The 21,547-nt window shown below is 64.6% G+C and carries 20 protein-coding genes and 1 tRNA gene; 18 read left to right on the top strand and 3 right to left on the bottom strand.

The genetic code is table 11. The features are described from left to right. Positions 1-34 precede the first annotated feature (34 nt). Positions 35-1,030, top strand: coding sequence for a 2-hydroxyacid dehydrogenase (locus QGV54_RS16480; RefSeq protein ID WP_281019560.1), 996 nt, complete (start codon positions 35-37; stop codon positions 1,028-1,030). Positions 1,031-1,189: 159 nt separating this feature from the next. Continuing rightward, positions 1,190-1,279: transfer RNA gene (locus QGV54_RS16475), tRNA-Ser, on the top strand. Positions 1,280-2,095: 816 nt separating this feature from the next. Here QGV54_RS16475 and QGV54_RS16470 read toward each other — a convergent pair. Then, complete coding sequence (locus tag QGV54_RS16470; RefSeq protein ID WP_348638759.1) at positions 2,096-2,344, bottom strand: toxin-activating lysine-acyltransferase; 249 nt, start codon at positions 2,342-2,344, stop codon at positions 2,096-2,098. A gap of 598 nt (positions 2,345-2,942) precedes the next feature. Here QGV54_RS16470 and QGV54_RS16465 point away from each other — a divergent pair. Then, positions 2,943-3,401 (top strand): NUDIX hydrolase, encoded by a 459-nt coding sequence (locus QGV54_RS16465; RefSeq protein WP_281019613.1) that lies wholly within the window; start codon positions 2,943-2,945, stop codon positions 3,399-3,401. A gap of 78 nt (positions 3,402-3,479) precedes the next feature. Beyond that, positions 3,480-4,964, top strand: a complete 1,485-nt coding sequence (locus QGV54_RS16460; RefSeq protein ID WP_281019614.1) for an inorganic phosphate transporter — start codon at positions 3,480-3,482, stop codon at positions 4,962-4,964. A 29-nt stretch (positions 4,965-4,993) separates the two neighbouring features. Here QGV54_RS16460 and QGV54_RS16455 read toward each other — a convergent pair whose 3' ends face one another. Continuing rightward, entirely contained in the window at positions 4,994-5,800 is an 807-nt protein-coding gene (locus QGV54_RS16455) for a transglutaminase family protein (RefSeq protein WP_281019615.1), read from the bottom strand. A gap of 397 nt (positions 5,801-6,197) precedes the next feature. Here QGV54_RS16455 and QGV54_RS16450 point away from each other — a divergent pair, with 397 nt between their 5' ends. Next, on the top strand, positions 6,198-7,415 hold the full coding sequence (locus QGV54_RS16450; protein ID WP_281019616.1) for a PLP-dependent aminotransferase family protein: 1,218 nt from the start codon (positions 6,198-6,200) through the stop codon (positions 7,413-7,415). A 21-nt stretch (positions 7,416-7,436) separates the two neighbouring features. Here QGV54_RS16450 and QGV54_RS16445 read toward each other — a convergent pair whose 3' ends face one another. After that, positions 7,437-8,474 carry a hypothetical protein gene (locus QGV54_RS16445; protein WP_281019617.1) on the bottom strand — a complete coding sequence of 346 codons (1,038 nt, stop codon included), beginning with the start codon at positions 8,472-8,474 and terminating at the stop codon, positions 7,437-7,439. Between the two features lie 278 nt (positions 8,475-8,752). Between QGV54_RS16445 and QGV54_RS16440 the strand changes: the two genes are divergently transcribed. The 13 genes from QGV54_RS16440 (at position 8,753) to QGV54_RS16380 (ending at position 21,541) form a co-directional block, all read left to right on the top strand. After that, the gene (locus QGV54_RS16440; RefSeq protein WP_281019618.1) at positions 8,753-9,205 is read left to right on the top strand and encodes a (2Fe-2S)-binding protein; all 453 of its coding nucleotides are present in this window, start codon (positions 8,753-8,755) and stop codon (positions 9,203-9,205) included. Between the two features lie 3 nt (positions 9,206-9,208). Beyond that, positions 9,209-11,524, top strand: coding sequence for a molybdopterin cofactor-binding domain-containing protein (locus QGV54_RS16435; protein WP_281019619.1), 2,316 nt, complete (start codon positions 9,209-9,211; stop codon positions 11,522-11,524). A 152-nt stretch (positions 11,525-11,676) separates the two neighbouring features. Further along, positions 11,677-12,366, top strand: a complete 690-nt coding sequence (locus QGV54_RS16430; protein ID WP_281019620.1) for a GntR family transcriptional regulator — start codon at positions 11,677-11,679, stop codon at positions 12,364-12,366. Further along, positions 12,356-13,369, top strand: coding sequence for an AAA family ATPase (locus QGV54_RS16425; protein WP_281019621.1), 1,014 nt, complete (start codon positions 12,356-12,358; stop codon positions 13,367-13,369). Before QGV54_RS16430 ends, QGV54_RS16425 begins: the two co-directional genes overlap by 11 nt. Beyond that, positions 13,353-14,240, top strand: coding sequence for a DUF58 domain-containing protein (locus QGV54_RS16420; protein ID WP_281019993.1), 888 nt, complete (start codon positions 13,353-13,355; stop codon positions 14,238-14,240). Before QGV54_RS16425 ends, QGV54_RS16420 begins: the two co-directional genes overlap by 17 nt. After that, a complete protein-coding gene (locus tag QGV54_RS16415; RefSeq protein WP_281019623.1) occupies positions 14,230-14,601 on the top strand; it encodes a hypothetical protein in 372 nt (123 codons plus the stop codon). Before QGV54_RS16420 ends, QGV54_RS16415 begins: the two co-directional genes overlap by 11 nt. Beyond that, on the top strand, positions 14,598-15,518 hold the full coding sequence (locus QGV54_RS16410) for a VWA domain-containing protein (protein ID WP_281019624.1): 921 nt from the start codon (positions 14,598-14,600) through the stop codon (positions 15,516-15,518). Before QGV54_RS16415 ends, QGV54_RS16410 begins: the two co-directional genes overlap by 4 nt. Further along, on the top strand, positions 15,515-16,381 hold the full coding sequence (locus QGV54_RS16405) for a hypothetical protein (RefSeq protein WP_281019625.1): 867 nt from the start codon (positions 15,515-15,517) through the stop codon (positions 16,379-16,381). Before QGV54_RS16410 ends, QGV54_RS16405 begins: the two co-directional genes overlap by 4 nt. Next, entirely contained in the window at positions 16,378-17,193 is an 816-nt protein-coding gene (locus tag QGV54_RS16400; RefSeq protein WP_281019626.1) for a tetratricopeptide repeat protein, read from the top strand. Before QGV54_RS16405 ends, QGV54_RS16400 begins: the two co-directional genes overlap by 4 nt. After that, positions 17,190-18,476, top strand: coding sequence for a hypothetical protein (locus QGV54_RS16395; RefSeq protein WP_281019627.1), 1,287 nt, complete (start codon positions 17,190-17,192; stop codon positions 18,474-18,476). Before QGV54_RS16400 ends, QGV54_RS16395 begins: the two co-directional genes overlap by 4 nt. 107 nt (positions 18,477-18,583) lie before the next feature. Beyond that, positions 18,584-19,237, top strand: coding sequence for a Rieske (2Fe-2S) protein (locus QGV54_RS16390; protein WP_281019628.1), 654 nt, complete (start codon positions 18,584-18,586; stop codon positions 19,235-19,237). Positions 19,238-19,290: 53 nt separating this feature from the next. Then, positions 19,291-21,030, top strand: coding sequence for a PQQ-dependent dehydrogenase, methanol/ethanol family (locus tag QGV54_RS16385; protein ID WP_281019629.1), 1,740 nt, complete (start codon positions 19,291-19,293; stop codon positions 21,028-21,030). Further along, positions 21,011-21,541 carry a hypothetical protein gene (locus QGV54_RS16380; protein WP_281019630.1) on the top strand — a complete coding sequence of 177 codons (531 nt, stop codon included), beginning with the start codon at positions 21,011-21,013 and terminating at the stop codon, positions 21,539-21,541. Before QGV54_RS16385 ends, QGV54_RS16380 begins: the two co-directional genes overlap by 20 nt. Positions 21,542-21,547: the final 6 nt, after the last annotated feature.

The raw sequence follows: 21,547 nt of genomic DNA, 5'->3' as shown, positions 1-21,547 counted from the left end.
CGGAAAACCTCCTCCCACCACGGAGTCACATCACATGACGAAGACAGTACTGCTTGCCGGCTGGGTCTCGAAGGGCAGGGGCCCGGCGCTGAAGGCCGCGCTGACCACCGACTGGATCATCGAGGCCTGTGACCCGGCGGAGGAGCTGGAGCGGTTCCGGGAACTGGCACCGAAGGCGGATGCCATCGTCGGCGGGCACATCAATACGCCCTGGCCCGCGACGCCGGACCTGAAGCTGTTCCAGATCCCCTTCACCGGCTTCGATTTCCTGTCACCGGAGAAGCTGCCGAAGGGCACCTATTGCTGCAACACCTACGAGCATGAAACCGCCATCGCCGAATATATCCTGCTGTCCATGCTGGAGTGGGAGATCGGCCTGCGCCACACCGACCGCAAGTTCCGGCAGGTCGGCTGGGACGGCAAGGGCGCGGCGCAGGGGCCGGTGCATGGCGAAGTGCGCGGCAAGACCGTCGGCATCATCGGCTATGGCCACATCGGGCGGGAGGTCGCGATCCGCGCCCGCGCCTTTGGCATGAAAGTGACCGGGGTCGGGCGACGGGAGATGGAAACCCCGGCGGAGATCGACCGCTACGAGACCGTCGGCAGCGGCCTCGAACGGCTGCTGGCGGAAAGCGACTACGTGGTTGTCTGCTGCCCGCTGAATGACGACACGCGTGGCATGATGAACGCCGAACGCTTCGGCCAGATGAAGCCGACCGGCCTGATCATCAATGTGGCGCGCGGCCCGGTGCTGGAGGAGGAGGCGCTCTACAACGCGCTGGCCACGAAGCAGATCGGCGGCGCCGTGATCGACGTCTGGTACCAGTATCCGAACGCGAAGGAGAAGGATCCGTCGCCCACGCGCTTCCCCGTCCAGGATCTCGACAACCTGATCATGACGCCGCACAACTCCGGCTGGACCCAGGAACAGATCGACCGCCGCTGGACCTTCGTCGCTGCCAACCTGGACCGGCTGGCCCGTGGCGAGCCGCTGCAGAACGTGGTGTTTCAGGGCACGCGGGAAGACTGATCCGGCGCTGTTCGGGCCGCGATCAGCCCCGGCGCGCGGAGCAGTTGCGCCGCGCCCGGCCTTCGGCTAGGTTCCGCCGTCCGCGGGCGGCACCAGACCGTCCGAGACCAGCGCCGACCGGCCCGCCGCCCCCAGGGTGACAGCCGCCGGCGCATCCGCGGAGAGGTGCCGGAGTGGTCGAACGGGGCGGTCTCGAAAACCGTTGTACTGGTGACAGTACCGAGGGTTCGAATCCCTCCCTCTCCGCCATTAAATCAATGATTTTATTTTCATAAATGAGGTCCGGCATTCGCCTAGATTGCCATTTCATTTTGCATTGGACTTCCATTTTATGGCCGGAAGTGCCCGACGTGGCGCATGATGTTTCCATGCACGCCGAATCCAGCAGACATTTTCAGAAAACAATTGTTGGTCTGCAGCGTTAGATAGGAGATAAGACCCGGAAAATAGGTGTCTTATGCGTGAAAATTTCGCAAATAAGTAAGAAGTATTTTAGGTTAAACGTGCGTTGAGCAGAGAATTTGTGACATAATGTGGCGAAATCCATGAAAATTTGACTAACAACGTAAATTTGAGACAGAACTAGGTGTTTCTTAAAATAATGCGGGTACGCATATAGCAAATATGGTTGAAATTAGCATGACGGGCATGTGAGGTTTGTAAATAATTAACCCAGTACGCCAAAATGTACCAGGATACATGGTCATTCTCTTGTATGCATCCCCTCTATTTCCGACAGGTGTTCCGTCAATAGAAGCGATTTTATCCAAACACCTACTATCCGCATATCCAAAAAATACAACATTGACCATAATAACAAAAAGAGTGAAGAAAATAAAAGGATAAATAGGTGGCAAAATTAATCCTATCAGCAGAATTGCAAATAGAAAATAATTCTCACGAAAAAATGTTCGAAAATAGGGGGTGGAGAAAAAATGTTCTCTGCATTCATACTTTTTTCGGCGCGTATCGAAAGAACTTGTCACCATTCCACCACTCCCACACCACTCCGCCCGGGAGCTGCCTGCAATGATTTCACTGTCCGCTCACCAAAAATCTCGTCCCTCAGTGTCGCCAGACCCTCGTCGCGGCCGCCGAAGGGAGCGACGGCGTCGATGAGCCAGAGGTTGGGGCCGCTGGCCCAGGCTTCGGCGGGCGCACGCGGCGGACGCCTGCCTTCAGGGCGGTTTCCGCATCGTCGGAGAGGTGCGCCCAGCAGGCTTCGTCGACGGACACGCCGGAGTGGACCCGGACGCGGTACTGCTTCAGCGCCATGGGTGGCAGCAGTATCCATTCCAGCTCGCTGATGAACATGTGCTTTTGGATCGGGGAGTGGACAAGCACCCAGATGGCCTTGCCGACCGCCACGCTCCGGGCGTTCGGGGCGGGAGGCTGCGCGGCGACCGGGACTGGTCCTCACTTCCATGATCTGACCCTCGACGAGGCGCTTGATCCCGTCGGCGGCTGTGGCCTGGACGAAGGCGTCCGACTGGTCGATGGCGGGACCATCACCTGCGGTGTTACCGACCCCTTTGCCTCCCGAATCCACGATACCGCCCCCTGTCGACCCTATGCGAACATGAAAGCGCTAGTTGCAGGCTGATCCAACCCCTGATCTCTGGATGAGCCCTTGGTTGTCTCTTGCCATTGAACGTGGCGCCGAGCGGGCTTCGGGTGCCTGGTGTGCATTCTGCCGGCAAAAATGGGTCCGAAGCGGTTCCATCGGAACCATGCGGTCTCATGGCTGATGTCGATGCCCCTTTCATGCCGCAGGTCTTCGATCTGGCGCAGCGACAGCGGGAACCGGATGTAGAGCAGCACTGCAGTGAGCGCTGAGCGGCAATTACTTGATTTGCTTCCCGAATCCTCAACGCATATGGTGCGCAGCCCAAGAAAATGAGCTGCAAACAAATTGAAGCAACAGGTCAAGTCATTCTGGAACGGCTTTGTGCAGCCGATGCTGCGGCGTCCGGAGTATGTTCAGTTCGCCGCACTCTGCTACGACGTGGAGGGACCGGAGAAGAAAATTCTTCTGATAACGAGTCGTGGAACGAGGCGCTGGATCCTGCCGAAAGGCTGGCCAATCGATGGATTGGACTCTCATCAGGTGGCGCTCCAGGAGGCATGGGAAGAAGCGGGTGTTCTTCGCGGAGAGGCGTGGCTCAAGCCGCTGGGCAGCTATCATTACAGGAAGGGGATGCGCAGAGGTTGGAGTGTGCCGGTAAACACGATCGTCTACCCGGTTCGGACACTCGAGCTTTCAGACCAGTATCCTGAAGTCGGGCAGCGGACGCGAAAGTGGGTTTCTCCCACTGAGGCTGCAGAACTGGTTGGCGAACCCGAGCTGAAGGAGCTTCTGGCGACGTTCTGACATCGGTTTGGTTTGTGACGCCGATTGATTGCGTCTGGTCATGACGGTAGACACCCCAAACGCGAAATGGGGTAACGCATGTACGACAGAGATTTTGAAGCGCGCCATCTCGAGACCCTCGACAGGGATCTCGGTCGGTTGACGACCCTCGAGCAGGCGACCGCTTTCGTCGGGCGCCCGCTGATCGGAAAGGGGATCGCTTTCCTCTTTCTTCTGGCAGCCGCACTGTTCGCTGCAATTGCCTTCGGTGGTGCAGACAATCCAGCCCTGATTGTTCTGGCGGCGACGTTCGGTGCCTACATGGCCCTCAATATTGGCGCCAACGATGTGGCCAATAACATGGGCCCGGCAGTCGGAGCGAATGCCGTAACACTGGGCGGTGCAATCGCGATTGCGGCCATCTGTGAAACTGCAGGCGCGTTGATCGCCGGTGGAGACGTTGTCTCGACCATTGCGAAGGGCATCATTGCTCCGGAAAGTCTCGGATCGGTCGATGTGTTCATCTGGGCGATGATGGCGGCACTTCTGTCTTCGGCATTGTGGGTGAACCTCGCGACCTGGGTCGGCGCGCCGGTTTCGACGACGCATTCCGTTGTTGGCGGCGTGATGGGGGCAGGTATTGCCGCCGCAGGTTTCGCAGCTGTCAGCTGGGACCAGATGGGCATGATTGCCGCAAGCTGGGTCATCTCGCCGTTGGTCGGAGGCGGGATCGCGGCTGGTTTCCTGTGGTTCATCAAGGAACGGATCATATACCGCGAAGACAAGATCGCAGCGGCCCGGACATGGGTCCCCGTGCTGGTAGGTGTCATGGCCGGCGCGTTCGCCGCCTATCTCGCGATGAAGGGACTGAAGAACCTGATCAAGATCGACCTGGCCACGGCCCTGGCGATTGGCGCAGCCATCGGGGTATTGACCTGGTGGGCCATGATTCCGGTGATCCGGAGGCAATCCCAGGGTCTGGAGAACCGCAACAAGTCGCTCAAGGTCCTGTTCGGCATCCCACTGATCGTTTCAGCCGCACTGCTCAGCTTTGCCCACGGCGCAAACGACGTCGCGAACGCGGTTGGTCCGCTTGCAGCCATCGTGCAGGCGTCACAGAGCGGTCAATTCGTTGATGCTTTCTCGATCCCGCTCTGGGTAATGCTGATCGGTGCTTTCGGAATATCCTTCGGGCTGTTCATCTTCGGTCCTCGTCTGATCCGGATCGTTGGAAACGAGATCACGAAGTTGAATCCGATGCGCGCCTATTGCGTGGCATTGTCTGCGGCGATCACGGTCATCTTTGCGAGTTGGCTCGGACTTCCGGTCAGTTCCACCCACATCGCCGTCGGCGGTGTTTTCGGGGTTGGATTCTTCCGGGAATGGTATTCACAACGGCGTTTGGCAATGGCGCCTCGAACAGTGCCCGAACCAGCCGTGATCGCACCGGAGGAACGGCGCCGGAGAAAGCTGGTCAGACGGTCTCACGTCATGACCATTGCGGCTGCCTGGGTCATCACTGTGCCGGCTGCGGCCTTGCTCTCGGCAGTCATATTCAAGGTGATTGCCGCACTGGCTGCCTGACGGGTACGACAGGCACGCGTCGGGAGGCTTCAGCCAGCCTCCTCCGTCCGGACAATGAACTCCGTCAGTGTGTTGGGGCCGAAGGTCTGGATCAGGGGGACGTCGGCGGCGTCGCGGCCCTGGGCCATGAGGATGCGGGCGATCCGGGGGGTGTTGTTGCGCGGGTCGAAGACCCACCACTGGCCGGACAGATAGACCTCCATCCAGGCCGCGAAATCGCCTGAAGGATGCGGCAGGGGCTCGCCGATGTCGCTCAGATAGCCGGTGCAGTACCGCGCCGGGATGTTCATGCAGCGGCAGAAGGCGATGGCCAGGTGGGTGAAGTCGCGGCAGACCCCGCGCCGCTCCGCCTGGGTCTGGGAGGCTGTGCGGGTGGCGCGCGCATGGGCGTAGCCGAAGGTCACGTTCCGGTGGACGTAATCGCAGATCGCCTGTACCCGCGCCCATCCGGGCCCGGTTGTCCCGAACAGCCGCCAGGCCTCCTCGGAGAGCAGGTCCGTGTCGCAATAGCGGCTGCCCAGCAGGTAGACGAGGGTTTCGAACGGCAGGTCCTGCACCGCGTGCTGCGCGGCCCAGGGGGCGACCGGGTCCAGCGCGCCGCTGTCGCGGCAGACGCCATCCGTGGACAGGACGAAGTCCCCGGCCGGGGCCAGCAGCCGCGTGCACCAGTTGCCGAAACCATCGCGATAGCTTTCCAGCGGCACGCCCGGGTTCGTCGTCAGGTGGTCCGGACGCTCCAGGTCGCCAAAGCGCGAGAAATGCACGTTGAGCAACGCGATCATCGGCGTCGGCTGCGGCAGGCTGTAGCGAAAGCGGCATCCGAGACTGACCCGCATCAGGCTGCACCGGATTCAGCGGTGGTCGCATGGACCCGTGACAGGTCATGCATCGGTGGGTCCTCCCGGACAGCGGCCTTCGTCCCCTGGGGAATGTTCATGTGGGATCCTGCAACGGAGGAAGCGCCGCTTCGCTGTTCCACGCCCCGACCGAAGGCAAACGGTCGCGATCAATGGCCGCCTCGGGGTCTGCCCCGGAAATCTGCCGCACGTCGATGCGACCGGCACCCCCACCTGTAGCACGCGCCGGCCCCTGCGGCGACTTCGATCTGCATCCGGCAGCGCGCTGAAGCCGGATGACGCCCGGACCGGTCCGGTTGGAGAGGACCTTGTGATCGGCCCGTCGCCGTGCAGGATTGTCTGTCGCTGACGCCAGCGTGATGACAGGAGGCATCTGATGACGTTCGACTTCACCCCCTTGCTGCCGGCCCATGTTCCGGACCCGGCGCCCCGCTGGACGGGGTTTCCGGAGTATAATTTCATTGGCGGGCACATCGATGATGCGACCGTGCCGGTGGATGACCTCCGGGCGGCGGTGGATCGGGCGCTGGCGCGGGAGGGGGCGGATCTGGCGACCTACGGGTTGCAGAGCGGGCCGCAGGGATACCGGCCCTGCCGGGAGTTCGTGGCGCGGAAGCTGAAGACCTACTGCGGGATCGAGACGAGCGCCGATGACATCCTGCTGACCTCCGGCTCCCTGCAGGGCATGGACCTGGTCAACCGGCTGCTGCTGCAGGAAGGCGACACGGTCATTGTCGAGGAATCGAACTATGGCGGTGCCTTCACGAAGCTGCGGGCGCTGGGGGTCAACATGGTGGCCGTGCCGCTGGACGAACATGGCATGCGCATGGACGCGCTGGCGGCGGCGCTGGACGATCTGGCGGCCCGGGGCGTCCGGCCAAAGTACATCTACGCCATCATCACGGTGCACAATCCGACCGGAACGATCCTGCCGCTGGACCGGCGGCACCGGATGCTGGAGCTGGCCAGGCAGCACGGCGTGCCGATCTTCGAGGATGAATGCTATTCCGACATCGTCTGGTCGAACGAACGCCCGCCCGCGCTGCGGGCGCTGGATGACAGCGGCATGGTCATTCACATCGGCACCTTCTCCAAGACCGTCGGCCCGGCGCTGCGGGTGGGCTACATCAATGCCGTCTGGCCGGTGCTGGGCCGTCTGGTGGCGATGAAGTCGGATGCGGGGTCAGGCGCGCTGGAGCAGATGATGCTGGCCGAATACTGCCCGGACCACTTCGACGCCCATGTGCGCAGGTGCAACGCCGTGCTGGAGGGCAAGCTGGACACGCTGATCGAGGCGCTGGACGAGCACTTCGGCACCACCATCGACTACCGCAAGCCGCCGGGCGGCATCTTCCTGTGGGTGAGACTGCCGGAAGGGGTCGGCACCGCCCGCCTCGCCGCCGTCGCGGGCGCGCAGGGCGTGGCCGTGAACCCCGGCCCGGAGTGGTCACTGGGCGCGGATGCCGACACCTGGATCCGGATCTGCTTCGCCAACCCGCCGCTGGAGACCATCCGTGCCGGTGTCGCGAAGCTGGCCACCATCTGTCACGAGGAATTCGGCGTGCCGGAGATCAGCGGCAACGTGAAACGCTGATCCCGGCGGCCCCGGCGGCCCTCACGGCTGCCGGGTGATCGTCCATGCGATGCTGTCGGCACTGACGGCGGTCTCCACCGCCATGAAGGCGCGGTGGGAATTCACCACGCCGCGCCAGAGTTCGATCCAGCAGGCCAGCAGGTCATCGCGTTCCGCCGGCGTCAGCCCGCGCACGATCCGCAGTCCGTCCTGCCTGACCGTGACGGCATCGGCAGGATCCGGTCGATCGATCCGGGTCCCATCGCCCATGCCGCCGAACAGGGCGGACAGCAGACCGGCGACCTCGCCCGGGCCGCCGTCTTCGGTTCCCAGGGCTTCCGCCATCCTGCGTCCGTTCTGCAAGCCGGTCAGCCGCGCGGCGGCTTTCGCCAGTTCCAGGGCGCGGTCACGACCGATGCTGCCGACCAGTTCGCGGATGCCGTTGCGGATATATTCGACGGCGTAGTTCCGGTTCGCCTTCGCCAGTCGCAGGTCGTTCCACTGGTCATCGGGCGGGGCGGGCTGGGCGGCGGCGTCGAAGGCCGGGGGGCGTTCGTCCGGCGCGAAGCGCAGCCGCTCCTCCGCACTCAGGTCGTGATCATGTTCCATGAAATAGCCGCAGAGACCGAACTGCCCGGTCATGTCCTCCGAGACGCAGACAAAGCCCAGCCGCGGGTTCTTCAGCGAGACGCCGTTCTGCGCATACCATCCCTTCAGGAAGCCGCGGCTTGCCTCCACCGGCACACCGCAGAGCGTCGGGCCGTCGTACATCCAGCGCGGATAGCGGAACCGGACCCAGGCCTTGCGGTCCGATTCCTCCATATATTCAACAGGCACGCCGCCCATGCTGTTCGACAGGACGTGATAGCGGGCGCAGGCAACGGCATCGGGCAGTCCCTCCAGACCCAGCTTGGCGAAACTGGAGAGGAACTTCTCCTCGTGCTGGCGCCGGAACAGGCGAAACATCCACTCGCCGATGACCTCCGGCCCCTCGCGTACGGCAACCATCAATTGCAGCCCCAGCAGGTACTGGTGGTGAATGGTCGCCTGAGCCTCGATGGCGCGCAGGTTCTCGCTCATTGTGCTGATCTGCCCCCCGGTTTCCTTGCGGCCTGCGGCAGGCCGGGGCGCAGGATAGCCCATTTCCGATGATGTTCCAGACGCCGGATCGGCAGGTCCGGTCCGTGGCCTGCGCAGGCCGTACCCGGCGCATTGTACGTCCAGAGAGTCAGAGCGTTCGTTGACGCAGGGTAAACGGGGACCTCAAAATCTTCCACAATGAGCTGGCTTCGCGCGTTCTGATTGTCGGCTCGGTTGACGGCCACCCCGGGGGAAGGCCGCAATATGGGAGGATTGAAATGGCGACAGTGCGGATTAACGGTCAGTCACGGACCATCGATGGACCGGATGACACGACCCTGTTGTGGGCCATCCGGGACATGGCGGGCCTGACGGGAACCAAGTACGGATGTGGCGCGGGGCTGTGCGGTGCCTGCACGGTTCATGTCGATGGCGAGGCGGTGCGTTCGTGCCAGTCGACCGTGGGCGACGTCGCGGGCAAGGATGTGACCACCATCGAAGGGCTGTCGCCGGATGGCAACCATCCGGTCCAGGTGGCCTGGCGGGAATACAATGTTCCGCAGTGTGGATTCTGCCAGGCGGGCCAGATCATGCAGGCCGCCGCGATCCTGAAGCAGAAGCCGGATCTCACCGACGATGAAATCCTGGAAGGCATGTCCGGGAACATCTGCCGTTGTGGCTGCTACGAGCGCATCGTCGCTGCAGTCCGTCACGTCTCAACGGGGAGCTGATCCATGTTGCATTACCTTGAACAGGCCATGTCCGATGCGCCGAAGCAGCGCGCGCCGGAACTCGAGTTCGCCAATGTCTCGCGGCGCGGCTTCCTGACGATTGCCGCCACGGGATTCGCGGTTGCCGCCTTCACCACCCAGGCCGGTGCCTTCGCCCGCTACAAGACCGGCGGCGATTTCATGCCGCACGGCATTCGCTACGATCCGAAGATCTTCGTCTCCATCGATGCGGACGGCACGGTCACGATTGTCGCCCATCGCTCCGAGATGGGCACGGGCAGCCGTACCTCCCTGCCGATGGTGCTGGCCGACGAGATGGGCGCGGACTGGAGCCGGGTAAAGATCGTCCAGGCCGAGGGTGACGAGCCCAAGTACGGCAACCAGGACACGGATGGCTCACGCTCCATGCGTCACCACATCCAGTCCATGCGCCAGATGGGCGCTTCGGTCCGTCACATGCTTGCACAGGCCGCCGCGAAGAAGTGGGGCGTCGATGCCAAGTCGGTGACCGTCGGCGTGCACGAGGTTACCTCGGGCGGTCGCAAGGCCGGCTTCGGTGATCTGGCCGCCGATGCGATGGCGCTGGACGTTCCGGCGTTCGAGGACCTGACCTTCAGGACGGAGGATCAGTTCCGCTATATCGGCAAGGGCAACATCCCCATCACGGATCTGCATGACATCACCACCGGCAAGGCCATCTATGGTGCGGACGTCAGCCTTCCGGGCATGAAGTTCGCCGCCATCGCCCGCCCGCCCGCCGTGGGCAGCAAGCCGATCCGCTACGACGCGACCGCCACCTTCAAGGTGCCGGGGGTCGAGAAGGTTCTGGGGCTGCAGATCTCCAACTTCCCGGCCAAGTTCGCGCCGCTTGGCGGTATTGCCGTCATTGCCTCCAACACCGATGCGGCGATCAAGGGCCGCGACGCGCTGGAGATCGAGTGGGCGGAGGGGCCGCACAGCGGCTACAACTCCGCGGCCTTCACCGAGGAGATGCGGGCCACGGCGAAGAAGCCCGGTGCGGTGCTGCGCGCGGAAGGCGATGCCAAGGCGGCCTTCGAAGGTGCGGCGAAGGTCTTCGCCCGCGACTACAGCCAGGCCCACATGGCCCACGCCATGATGGAGCCGCCGGTTGCCGTCGCCAATGTCGCGAACGGCAAGGCGGAGATCTGGGCCCCCGTGCAATCGCCTTTTGGCACCCGGGGCGATCTCGCCGGGGCGCTGAACATGCCGATCGAGGATGTGACGGTGAATGTCACGCTGCTCGGTGGTGGTTTCGGCCGCAAGTCCAAGTGCGACTTCGCGATCGAGGCGGCGCAACTCAGCCAGCGGATCGGTGCGCCGGTGAAGGTGCAGTGGACGCGTGAGGACGACATCCGCCACAGCTTCTACCACACGACATCCGTGGAGCGGATCGAGGTGGCGCTGGATGCGGACAACAAGGTCACCGGCTGGCGGCACAATTCCGTCGCACCGTCGATCCTGTCGACCTTCGCGCCGGACAGCGGCCACCAGTTCTTCATCGAGAGCGGGATGGGACACATCGACATGCCGTTCGACATTCCGAACATCTCGGTCGAGAACGGTGCCGCCATGGCCCATACGAGGATCGGCTGGTTCCGTTCGGTCTCCAACATTCCGCGTGCCTGGGCGGTCCAGTCCTTCGTTGCCGAACTGGCCAACGAGATCGGGCGGGACCACAAGGACCTGCTGATGGAGATGATTGGCCCCGACCGGCTGCTTGATCCGCCGAAGCAGGGCTTCCCCGAGAACTTCTGGGACTATGGTGAGGTCTATGACGAGTATCCGATCGATACGGCACGCCTGAAGAACGTGCTGGCGATTGCCGCCGACAAGGCGGGCTGGGGGCTTGATCTGCCTGCCGGGGAAGGTATCGGGCTGGCGGTGCACCGGTCGTTCGTGACCTATGTCGCGACGGCGGCTCGGGTGAAGATCGTCGACGGGAAGATCACGGTGCCGGAAATGCACATGGCGCTGGATTGCGGCTTCGCCGCCAATCCGGAGCGGATCCGGTCCCAGATGGAAGGGGCCGCCGTCATGGGCATGACGACGGCAATGCACAGCGGCATCACCTACGAGAACGGCGCTGTCACCCAGTCGAACTTCCACGACTATCCGATGGTCCGGTCGGACAACTATCCGCAGAAGGTGCATACGCATGTCGTGCCGCACGGCTTCGAGGTGCATGCGTCCGGCGTGGGTGAGCCCGGCGTGCCGCCGGTACCGCCTGCCATTGCCAATGCGGTGTTCGCCGCAACAGGCAAGCGACTGCGGGATCTGCCCTTCGGCGACACGGTCTGAAACACCCGAAATCGGGTATGGCAACCACCCCTTTGAAAGGGGTGGTTGCCGATGTTTCCATCGAATTCAATCGAGGCTCATGTCCGTTGCAATTGTCACCTGACGCAAAGTTGATCAAGCTGGACACAGATTGTGCATCTGGGGACGGGCGAATGTCTGAAGCGGGGACTCTGGCTGAGCAGGTTTACAACGAAATTCTGGACGAGATCTGCGCCGGAACCTTTCCGGCGGAGGCCCGGCTGAAACAGGAGTCGCTGGCCCTGCAACTGGGGGTTTCCCGCCAGCCAGTGCAGCAGGCACTCAGTCAGCTGAAGGCGGATGGCATCGTGCAGGATGCACCGGGGCGCGGTCTTGCCGTGGCAACACCGGACCTGATCATGGTGCGCCATCGCTATCAGGTCAGACTGATCCTGGACTGCCTCGCCTCCGAGATGGCGGCCAAGCGGTGTGCGGAAGACTCCGCACTGGCGCGCAATACCCGTCAGGCAGGCGCGCGCATCCTCGACCAGGCGATGGCCGCCCTGGACGCGAATGACCTGAAGGCGCTGTTCAATGCCGACGTGGCGTTTCACGCCCTGGTCTATGACACCACCGGCAACCCCGCACTGAAGGACAGTGCCACGGTCCACTGGCGTTATCTGCAACGGATCATGAGCTGCACCCTGCGGGAGGTCGAGGACATCCCGGACAAGTTCTGGAACCAGCACAAGAACATCCTGGACGCCATCGTCGATGGCCGCGTCAGACGGGCGAACCGCTGGGCGCGCATTCACATCCGCTATTTCCTGGCGATTGCGGAGCGGGTCTACGGCGATACCTCTGAGAGACAACTTGAGCATTGAGAGCCGCAAGGACCGGCAGGAAGACGATGATGACCTGCGGCAGCTCTTCCAGGATCTGAGGCAGCGGCTGCAGTCCACCGTGGTGGGCCAGCCGCTGATGATCGACCGACTGGTCCTTGCCCTGCTTTCGGACGGTCATGTGCTTCTGGAGGGTGCGCCGGGGCTGGCCAAGACCCGGGTGGCACGGGCGCTGGCAGACTCGTTCGAGGGCCGTTTCAACCGGGTTCAGTTCACCCCGGATCTGATGCCGCAGGATCTGACCGGCAGCGCCATCTTCGATCCCAAGTCATTGCAGTTCGAGTTCCGCCAGGGACCGATCTTCACCAATTTCCTGCTGGCGGACGAGATCAACCGCGCGCCGGCAAAGGTTCAGTCCGCGCTGCTGGAGGCCATGGAGGAGCGCCAGGTCACGAGCGGTGACACGACCTATCCGCTCGCGCAGCCGTTCTTTGTCATCGCAACGCAGAACCCCATCGAGCATGAGGGGACCTGGGATCTGCCGGAGGCACAGCTCGACCGCTTTCTGATGCATGTGCGTGTCGGTTATCCCGATGCCGAGACCGAGAGTGCGCTGCTGGACATGGCTCTCGCGGAGGCGGAAGGCCAGATCAGCGGACGGGATGCCGGTCAGCCCGTCGACCGGATTGCACCGGCCGAACTGGCTGCGGCCCGCCATGCGGTGCTGCGCACCTTCCTTTCGGCGCCGGTGCAGGACTACATCGTCCGTCTGGTCGATTTCTCGCGACGGGCCGATGATCTGCCCGATGACCTGAAGGGGCTGATGTCGCATCCGCTCAGTCCGCGCGGTTCCATCGCGCTGGCCCGGGTCGCCAAGGCCGCGGCCTGGCTGGCAGGGCGTGAGCATGTCCTGCCCGACGATGTGCTGGCCCATGCGCCGAACGTGCTGCGCCACAGGATCGGCCTTTCCCATGTGGCGGAGGCCGAGGGCATTCAGGCAGACGTGATTGTCGCGCGTCTGATCCGCCATGTTCCGCCCATCTGAGACCCTGCGACCGGAGACCGTGGAGCAGCTGACGCTGTCGCGTCTGATTGCCATGGACCCCTTCCGCGCCCGTCGTCCGGGGGAGCCGGGCAACCGGACCCCGATGGGCGTTCGGCCGGGCCTGCGCGGGCTCAGGACCGGTGACATGGACGGGCTGGCCCCCTATGCGCCCGGTGGCGATATCCGGATGATCGACTGGCGCGGCTTCGCGCGTACCGGCCAGCTCCGGCAGAAGGAGCGGGAGCGGGAGGCGCACAGCGCCGTCATGCTGGTGGCCGACCTGGGGCCGCACATGCGGTTCGGCACCCGTGACGGAACGCTGGCGCTGCGGGCGGCGCTGGCGCTGGCGCGGGAAGCCTGGATCGCGCTGCGGCGGGACGAGCCGGTCGGTATCGCGACCTCTCCACACGGGGTGTTGATGGCCCCGGCGCGGGGCAGGCGTCGGCTGCTGCACGGTCTGGACCGGCTGGCGGCGACCTTCGCCCGGCGGGTGGCACCGGCACCGCTTTCGGTCGCGGTCGAGAGCGCCGCCGGGCACCTTCGCTCAGCCGATGACCTGCGGGTCTTCTCCGATTTTCATTTCTGGCTGGCAGAGGGGCAGCTTCCGACCGCCGGGCACCGGCGTTCCGGGCGCTGGTTCGCCGTGCAGGTGGATGATGCCGTGCACCAGTCCGTGCCGCCGCCCGGACATTATCCCGCGCGCAGCATGGCCACGGCGCGGATGGACGAGGATATCCGGATCGGGCGGGACACGACGGGTCATGCCGCCGTCGCCGCAGCGACCGAACTGAACCGGAGACTTCAGGCCGAGGGCTGGCGCATCGCCGACCCGATGGCCGGCAGCAGGCACCATTGGTCCGATGACGCCTGAGGAGATTCTCCAGGGGCTGCGCGATATCCAGTTGCCTGCTGTGGAAGCCGCTGCGTTTGCCGAATCCCGGTTCAGTCCCTGGCCGCTTGTGGTCACGGTGGCCATTCTGTCCGGCATCTTCCTGCTCAGGTTCCGCAACAGGCGGGCCTGGCGACGATCCCTGGGCCGGGATCTGGAGGCCTTCATCGCGCATCCGGAGCCGACAGGCATCCAGGGACTGATTGACCTGCGCCGCCGCTTCGCCGCGCACGGCCTTACGGTCCCGAACCTGCCTGCGGAGTGCTTCCGCCCCACGGAGGGGGCCGACGCGGCGGTTCTGCGCGGCGCGGCGGAAGATCTCAGACGGCTGCTGCCGTCATGATCGAACTGTTGCAACCCTGGGCCCTGCTTGCCCTGCCGCTGCCCCTGATCGCCTGGTGGCTGTTGCCGCATGCGGCCCCGGCCGCGCGCATGCTGGCCACCGAATCGGCGCTGGTTCTGCTGCGTGCCATGCGGCCCGGCGGATCGGAGGGGGCGGACCGGTTCCGGCGTCTCCTGCTCCCGGCGGTCGGCTGGCTGGCGCTGGTCCTGGCGCTCTGCGGGCCGGTAACCCCGATCGGGACGCTCGTCAGATCCAGCGGCCATGATGTCGTCATCGCCATCGATCTCTCCGCCAGCATGGGGCGAAAGGAACCGGGACAGCGAACAACGGCCTTCGACCGTTACCGGACCGCTGTGGCGGCATTCCTCGACCGGTTGCCTGCGGGGGATCGCGTGGCTCTGATCGCGTTTGGCGAACAGGCCTATCTGATCGCGCCGCTGACCCATGATTTCGGCGCGCTGAACGGCTATCTGGACGAGCTTGTCGTGGGCATGCCCGGACGCAAGACCTCCGTCGGCGTGGCCATCGGTCTGGCGCTGAAGACATTCGAGACGGAGGAGCAGCAGCGCCGCTCCCTGCTGATCCTCTCGGACGGGGAGGACAACGCGGGCGCGCTGCCCGCGCCGGACGCGGCGCTGCTGGCCAGCGACCGTAACGTGCGGATCCACGCGGTCGGTCTGGCCGATGCCGAGGCCGGTGGCGGCAGCGACATCCTGCGCACGGTCGCGGAGATCACGGGCGGCAGCTTCTCGACGCTTGCCGGGACGTCCGACCTGCCGGATCTGGCGGGGCCTGACGCCGCCGGGACAATCGATGAAGCGGCCTCGCCCCTGCGCCGCAACTGGTCTTCCGAACTGCTGATGATCGCTGCTGTCCTGCTGGCCGGGCATCTGCTGGTGCTGCGGAGGGCGCGATGACCCTGCTGCACCCCTGGTTTCTGCTGGTCTGCCTGCTTGCCGCCTGGCCCGTTCTGGCGGACAGGCTCCGTTCCGGAGGTGCCCGTCTGCATCTGCCCGGTTCCTGGCAGCGTCTGGTCAGCCCGGAGATGCGGACCATCGTTGCCGGTCAGGTCCGGGTCACACATGACCGTCTGGCGACCCTGACGACAGCAGCACTGTGGCTGGTGCTTGGACTGGCGCTGGCCGGGCCGGTGCTGCAGGCCGAACCTTCGGCGGCGGTGTCCAACCTGGCCGGGCGTGTGGTTGTCGTCGATCTTTCCGACGCTGACGGTGCCGCCGCGGTGCGCAGCATGGCGACCACTGTCGCCGCCGGGCAGACCGGCATCCCCGTGGCGCTGGTCGCGGCGACCGGCGATGCCTTCGATGTGGTGCCCTTCACCACCGACCTGCAGCATTTCGAGCGCTATCTCGCCGTGCTTGAACCCGCCCTGATGCCTGTCGGCGGGCACGAACCGCATCGCGCCTTTGCCCATGCGGAGGCCATGCTGGTGCGGGCAGGGATGATCGCGGGGCAGGTGGTGCTGGTCACGTCCGCGACGGCGGTGCCTTCGCGCAAGCTGGCGCGGGACCGCTGGCTGCGGGCGATCGTGCATGTCACCCCCGGCAGCCAGCCGCCACCGGCAATCCGCGCCCTGGCGGACGAGACCAACGCGACCCTGGTCATGGCGACGGACTCCGCGACCCTGGACCGGCAACTGGCGCAGACGGTGTCGAGTCTGGTCGATGGTTCTCCGGAGTTCTCCGGTCAGACGCCGCTGCGGCCGTGGCTCGTTGGCCTGGCCGGTCTTCTCTGGCTGTTGCTGTTCCGGAGGCCGGCATGACCCTGCGCAGCCTGATCGTCACCGTCGTCCTGCTGGTCGCATCTGTTGGGGCCGGCTGGCTGATCCCGGCGCTTGACCGACCGCTGGAGCCGCACCTTGTCGCCCAGGACCTGATGCAGCGGGGACGGGCCAGGGAGGCGGCCTATCTGTTCGATGATCCGGTATGGCAGGGCGTGGCCGAGTATCGCGCCGGGCGGATGTATCGGGCGGCGGGATCCTTCGTCCAGACCAAGAGTGCCCTCTCGCTCTACAACCTCGGCACGGCCTATGCGCAGGTGCGGCAGTGGACGGGGGCCGTTGCCGCCTATGAGGCGGTGCTGCGGCTTGAGCCGGAACATGCCGACGCGCGGCACAATCTGGCACTGGTCCGGCGTGCCCGGGCGGCAGAGGAACGTCTGATCGAGGAAAGCCGGAACAAGAAGCGGATGGGCATCTGGCAGGACGGCATGCTGAAGCAGCGTGACGGCGGCGATCCGGCCAGCGATGCCCCCGTGCGGGAGGATGGCAACAGTGCGGGTGGGGGGGAATCGACCCCGTCGAAGAAGCCCGGCACTGAATCCGCTGCCGGCAGTGGCCGCAGCACGCCTGGCGATGTCGCGCCGGACGGCAAGGCCCGTGCGGGCGCGGCGGAAGCAGGCGAGCGGCCTCGGGAGGCGCCGGAGGGACTGACCGGCGCATCGGCGGCAAAGATCCGGCGCGCGGAATCGGTACAGCATGCGGAACAACTGTTGCGGCGCATCGTCGATCACCCGGAGCAGGTGCTGGCGGCGCGATTGCGCAACGCCCAGAAACTGCGGGAGCGGGCGCAATGAAGTGGCTCCTCGGCGTGATCTGCATTCTGCTCTGCCCTCCGCTTGCCGTGGCCCAGAACGAAAGGGCGCCCGACGTTCCGGAACTGCAGGTCGAGATCGTGACGGCCGGGGAACCGGGCGGTGCCATATTCGTACAACAGCAGGTGTTGCTGCGGATCACGCTGGTCTCCCGGTTTCCGTTCTGGTCCCTGCGCATCGACGTGCCCGAGATCGCGGATGCGGAACGGCATGTCGCCTCCCGTCCGCGCACCAGCGAATTCTCCACATATGGCGGGTCGGGCTGGCGGCACCAGCGCGTCATCGCCCTGTTCCCGACGCGCAGCGGCGTGCTCGAGATCCCGGCGATCCGGGCTGCAGGGGCGGTGGAGCGTGCCGACGGCACCAGTGTCGGGTTCCGGGACGAATCCGAGGCGCGGGTTCTGCAGGTGCAGCCCGCGCACCGTTACCTCAACGGGTTCTGGTGGGTGGCGGCGGACAGGATCGAACTGACGGACGACTGGTCGAAGGACGTGGCCTCGCTGAGGATCGGCGACACGGTCCGCCGCACGGTCACGATGCTGGCCGACGGGGTGACGGCGGAGCGTCTGCCGGAGCTGGTGCAGAGAGACACGCCGGGGGCCAGGATCGTTGCCGTGGCCGGGGAGCGCAGGACCCGTTTCACACCCGGCGGTGCCACGGCGGAAGTCACCCGGTCCTGGGACATAACGGTGGAGACGGAAAGCGCGGTGAACATTCCGCCGGTGTCCGTCACCTGGTGGAACACCTCCGAGTCCCGGCCGGCCGGCAGCGGTGTTCCCGCCGCACGCATAGAGCCGCTGGCCGTCGACGCCGACAGGCTGCGGGCGGAACTGATGGCTGAGGCCGCGGCCCGCCGGGATCAGGACGCATTCTACCTGATCCTGCTTGCCGCAATCCTCGTCATCCCGATGGCGATCCTTGCCGGGGCCTTCCTGCGCGCTGCTGTGCCGTCGATGGCGGACATGCGGCTGCGTTGGCAGTTGCGCACCGTTTCGGGGCTCGGCACGGCCCGCGCGCTGGTCACATGGGCCCGGTCCACGGTGGCGCCCGATGCCCTGACGCTGGGTGACATTGCGGCCACCGCACCACCGGCTGTAACCAGGGCGCTGGGGAAGATCGAGGCCGCGGCCTTCGGGCAGGAAGCTGAACAGGTGCTGGAACCGGCGGTCTTCTCGCGGTGGTCCAGGCACGTCCGGCTGCAGCGGCTGCGGAGGCAAATTGCAACGATGGTTCAAATAGTTGTGGGCCGATCCGGTCACTCCTGAGTGTCGGCGGGAGGGCTGCGGCAGACCACTGTATTTCAAGACATACACAACAGAAGTTTCCGTAGGGTCATCCGAATCCTAATATTTCAACAGGGGGAGAGAGACGCATGAGTAATGTCAGAGGAAAGGCCACAGAGGCCGAGAACATTTCCGACGGGAATGAACCGTGTTGTTGCGCGGAATGCGATGACGAGGGGCTGAGCAGGCGCGCAGTCATGGGGTACGGCGCGGCGATTGCCGCAGTTGGCGGCCTTGGGCTGGCGGGCGGTGCACATGCTGCGGAAGGTCCGCTCAACATGCCCGTGCAGCCCGGTGACCGGTTCATGATCACCAAGGGAAAACTGAAGCAGACGCTGCTTACCGCAGACCTGCTGGAATCCGGTGCCAGACCGGTCGAGGGGTTTCCGGTGACGCCCGACAAGCACGAGCCGCGTGACGTCTACCGCAACAACCGGTTGCTGATGCTGAAGCTGGACGAAGCGGCGATGGATGCCGAGACACGCGCACGCAGCGCCGGGGGCGTCCTGGTCTATTCGGCGGTCTGCACCCACAAGGGCTGCACCATCAAGTCCTGGATGGCGAAGCAGCAGCAGCTTCGTTGCCATTGTCACCTGTCGATCTTTGATCCGCTCTCCGGCGGTACGGTGAAGGGCGGCCCGGCGCGGCGGCAGCTTCCCGCGGTGCCGCTCGAAGTCGATGCGGAAGGCTATGTCGTGGCCGCGGCGGGTTGGACTGCCACGCCCGGCGGCGCGAAGAAATAGGAATCAACAAACCAAACAACCGGATCAACCGGTGGTCAAAAAAGGAGGATGCGATGCGAAGAACACTGGCCGCGGCGGCGGCGCTCATGATCCTGGGGGCGGGAAGTGTCGTTGCCCAGAATCTGAATCCCGTGACGGATGCGAGACTGCAGAATCCGGAACCCCAGAACTGGCTGCAGTGGCGCGGCAACTACGAGGGTTGGGGGTACAGCCCGCTCGACGAGATCACGACCGAGAACGTGAAGGGCCTGCGTCCCGTATGGAGCTTCGCGACCGGCGTGACGGAAGGCCATCAGGCACCGCCGATGGTCAATGACGGGGTGATGTATGTCTCGACCCCGCAGAACCAGGTGTTCGCACTGGATGCGGCAACCGGGAACGAGCTGTGGCGCTATCTGCACGAGATCCCGGAGGACCTGTTCCAGCTGCATCCGACAAACCGTGGCGTCGGTCTCTATGGCGACAAGGTCTACATGGCCACCGTCGATGCGCGCATGGTCGCGCTGAACGCCAAGACCGGCGAAGTGGTCTGGAACTCGACCATCGGTGACTACAAGGCGGGCTACTATTCCACGCTTTCGCCGCTGGTGGCCGAAGGCAAGATCGTGGTCGGCGTGTCGGGCGGTGAGTTCGGCATTCGCGGCTATGTCGTTGCCTTCGACAGCGAGACCGGTGCGGAAGCCTGGCGGACCTACACGGTTCCCGGGCCGGGCGAGCCTGGTCATGACACCTGGAAGGGTGACAGCTGGAAGACCGGTGGCGGTTCCGTCTGGATGCAGGGCAACTACGACGCGGATACCAAGCTTGCCTATTTCGGAACGGGCAACGGCGGCCCATGGCTGCCGGAGGCACGTCCGGGCGACAACCTCTACACGACGTCCGTGATCGCGTTAGACATCAATTCCGGCGAGATCAAGGGGCATCACCAGTATCACTGGAACGATGCCTGGGACTGGGACGAGGTCTCCGCACCCGTGCTGATGGACATCGAGCGTGATGGCCGCAAGGTCAAGGGACTGGTCCATGCCGGCCGCAACGGCTTCATCTGGTCGATGGAGCGCACTGCGGATGGTCCGATCAACTTCGTGGCTGCGGACAAGTATGTCCGCCAGACCGCGTTCACGGCCATCGATCCGGAAACGGGGCGTCCGTCCTACAGCGAGTCGGCGACGCCTGGCCTCAACCGCACGGCGACCTTCTGCCCGAGTCTCTGGGGTGGCAAGGACTGGCCCATGGAGGCCTACAGCCCGAGGACCGGCCTGCTCTACATCCCGAGCCATGAGAACCTGTGCACGGAGATGGGCGGCAGCGGCGAGATCGAGGATTACGAGCCCGGTCAGCTCTACATCGGCATCCCGATCGACGTGATCCTGTCGAGCATGCGCATTCATGAAAGCCAGGACACGTCGAAGCCTGTCACCATCGGCAAGTTGCAGGCCTGGGACATGAACACGGGCAAGATGGTCTGGGCCACGGACTTCAAGGACACGCCTTTCTGGGCGCCCTTGCTGGCCACGGGCGGTGACCTGATCTTCACCGGCGGTACCGTGGACCGGAAGTTCCGGGCCATGGATGCCAGGAATGGCGAGATCCTGTGGGAGCACCCGATGCCTTCGGGTGTGACGGCCACGCCGGCATCCTTCGCCGTGAACGGCAAGCAGTACATCGCGGTCCAGTCGGGCTGGGGTGTCGATGCGGAACGCATGCGCGGTCTGCTGGCTGGTCTGCTGCCGGAAGGCCGTGTGCCGACGGTGCCGCAGGGCGGTTCGATCCATGTCTTCGCGGTCGACTGACCTGAAGGCTGTGCTGACGGGGCTCCGGTTTCTTGCCGGAGTCCCCGGGGGCCGGGCGCTGCTGGCGCCCGGTCTCTTCGTTTTTCTGCTGTTCGTTGCCGTCGATGCCCGGGCGCAGGAGTATCCCCAGACACCGGAAGCGATGCTGGAGAAGGTCGCGACCGCCATTATCGAACGGGACTTCGACAAGTACGAGAAACTGGTGCACTGGGAACGCGCGGGGCGGATCAAGTTCAATATCGTCCGCTATCAGGTCCTGCGTTCCATGGGCCGCAAGATCGAATCGATCACGATCGAGAAGGTGCCGCCCACCACGTTCGACAAGCTGAAGCAGACACCGCAGATCGCCTTCAATCTGGAGCCGACCCATCGTGTCCGGGTGGTCTATGATGAACCCCCGAACGTAAAGGGAAGCGACAGGAAACCTGTCGTCTTTCACCTGGTGGGCAAGACCGATGAAGGCTATCGGATCGCACTCGTCGTGCGGAACGTCAAGGATGACGACGACTGATCGGGT

Origin of the sequence: Minwuia sp. IMCC3060, from assembly GCF_029909435.1 — a bacterium.
In the GTDB taxonomy this organism is placed as follows: Bacteria; Pseudomonadota; Alphaproteobacteria; order Minwuiales; family Minwuiaceae; genus Minwuia.
Note: the sequence above shows the minus strand (reverse complement) of the source record. Positions and strands in the feature narration are given on the sequence as shown.

Bases quoted from the DNA above. Each gene is read 5' to 3' on its own strand.
- QGV54_RS16390 (WP_281019628.1), top strand. From the start codon at position 18,584: ATGAGTAATGTCAGAGGAAAGGCCACAGAGGCCGAGAACATTTCCGAC.
- QGV54_RS16380 (WP_281019630.1), top strand. From the start codon at position 21,011: ATGTCTTCGCGGTCGACTGACCTGAAGGCTGTGCTGACGGGGCTCCGG.
- QGV54_RS16455 (WP_281019615.1), bottom strand. From the start codon at position 5,800: ATGCGGGTCAGTCTCGGATGCCGCTTTCGCTACAGCCTGCCGCAGCCG.
- QGV54_RS16460 (WP_281019614.1), top strand. From the start codon at position 3,480: ATGTACGACAGAGATTTTGAAGCGCGCCATCTCGAGACCCTCGACAGG.
- QGV54_RS16385 (WP_281019629.1), top strand. From the start codon at position 19,291: ATGCGAAGAACACTGGCCGCGGCGGCGGCGCTCATGATCCTGGGGGCG.
- QGV54_RS16420 (WP_281019993.1), top strand. From the start codon at position 13,353: ATGTTCCGCCCATCTGAGACCCTGCGACCGGAGACCGTGGAGCAGCTG.
- QGV54_RS16405 (WP_281019625.1), top strand. From the start codon at position 15,515: ATGACCCTGCTGCACCCCTGGTTTCTGCTGGTCTGCCTGCTTGCCGCC.
- QGV54_RS16445 (WP_281019617.1), bottom strand. From the start codon at position 8,474: ATGAGCGAGAACCTGCGCGCCATCGAGGCTCAGGCGACCATTCACCAC.
- QGV54_RS16480 (WP_281019560.1), top strand. From the start codon at position 35: ATGACGAAGACAGTACTGCTTGCCGGCTGGGTCTCGAAGGGCAGGGGC.
- QGV54_RS16410 (WP_281019624.1), top strand. From the start codon at position 14,598: ATGATCGAACTGTTGCAACCCTGGGCCCTGCTTGCCCTGCCGCTGCCC.
- QGV54_RS16450 (WP_281019616.1), top strand. From the start codon at position 6,198: ATGACGTTCGACTTCACCCCCTTGCTGCCGGCCCATGTTCCGGACCCG.
- QGV54_RS16435 (WP_281019619.1), top strand. From the start codon at position 9,209: ATGTTGCATTACCTTGAACAGGCCATGTCCGATGCGCCGAAGCAGCGC.
- QGV54_RS16440 (WP_281019618.1), top strand. From the start codon at position 8,753: ATGGCGACAGTGCGGATTAACGGTCAGTCACGGACCATCGATGGACCG.
- QGV54_RS16415 (WP_281019623.1), top strand. From the start codon at position 14,230: ATGACGCCTGAGGAGATTCTCCAGGGGCTGCGCGATATCCAGTTGCCT.
- QGV54_RS16470 (WP_348638759.1), bottom strand. From the start codon at position 2,344: ATGTTCATCAGCGAGCTGGAATGGATACTGCTGCCACCCATGGCGCTG.
- QGV54_RS16400 (WP_281019626.1), top strand. From the start codon at position 16,378: ATGACCCTGCGCAGCCTGATCGTCACCGTCGTCCTGCTGGTCGCATCT.
- QGV54_RS16395 (WP_281019627.1), top strand. From the start codon at position 17,190: ATGAAGTGGCTCCTCGGCGTGATCTGCATTCTGCTCTGCCCTCCGCTT.
- QGV54_RS16430 (WP_281019620.1), top strand. From the start codon at position 11,677: ATGTCTGAAGCGGGGACTCTGGCTGAGCAGGTTTACAACGAAATTCTG.